The sequence below is a fragment of the Mesorhizobium sp. M1E.F.Ca.ET.063.01.1.1 genome (genome assembly GCF_003998155.1).
Taxonomy (GTDB): domain Bacteria; phylum Pseudomonadota; class Alphaproteobacteria; order Rhizobiales; family Rhizobiaceae; genus Mesorhizobium.
Window position 1 is genome coordinate 1 of the sequence record NZ_RZSC01001799.1, and the last position, 385, is coordinate 385.

The window sequence follows — 385 nt, forward strand, 5'->3', positions numbered from 1 at the left end:
GCGTCACGCTGATAATCGCCGGAAGGAGTTCTGGCGTAAGGCCGACCGCCAGCGCCAGCGAAAACAACAGCGATTCTATCAGCGGCCGATGGAGAAGAAGATTGGCGAAGAACACCAGGATGACAATCGCCAGCATGATCTCCGTCATCAGATAGCCAAAAAGCCTGATCCCGCGGGCAAAGTCCGTCTCCGGGACACGTCGTTCGAGGGCCGCTGCGATTGACGCGAACTCGGTGCGCTGGCCGGTTGCCACCGCAAGCACAGTCGCGGTGCCACTGCGGACCGACGTCCCTGCGAAGACGGCGTTGGCGCGCTGTGCGACGGAAGCGCCCGGCGCCGACCGGCCCGGCGCTTTTACAACTGGAAACGTCTCGCCGGTCAGGAC

Annotated in this window: 1 pseudogene; it reads right to left on the reverse strand. The window is 63.4% G+C overall.

From position 1 onward, the window contains the following. Nucleotides 1-385 (reverse strand): annotated as a pseudogene (locus EOA29_RS40930) (magnesium-translocating P-type ATPase); the annotation flags it as partial.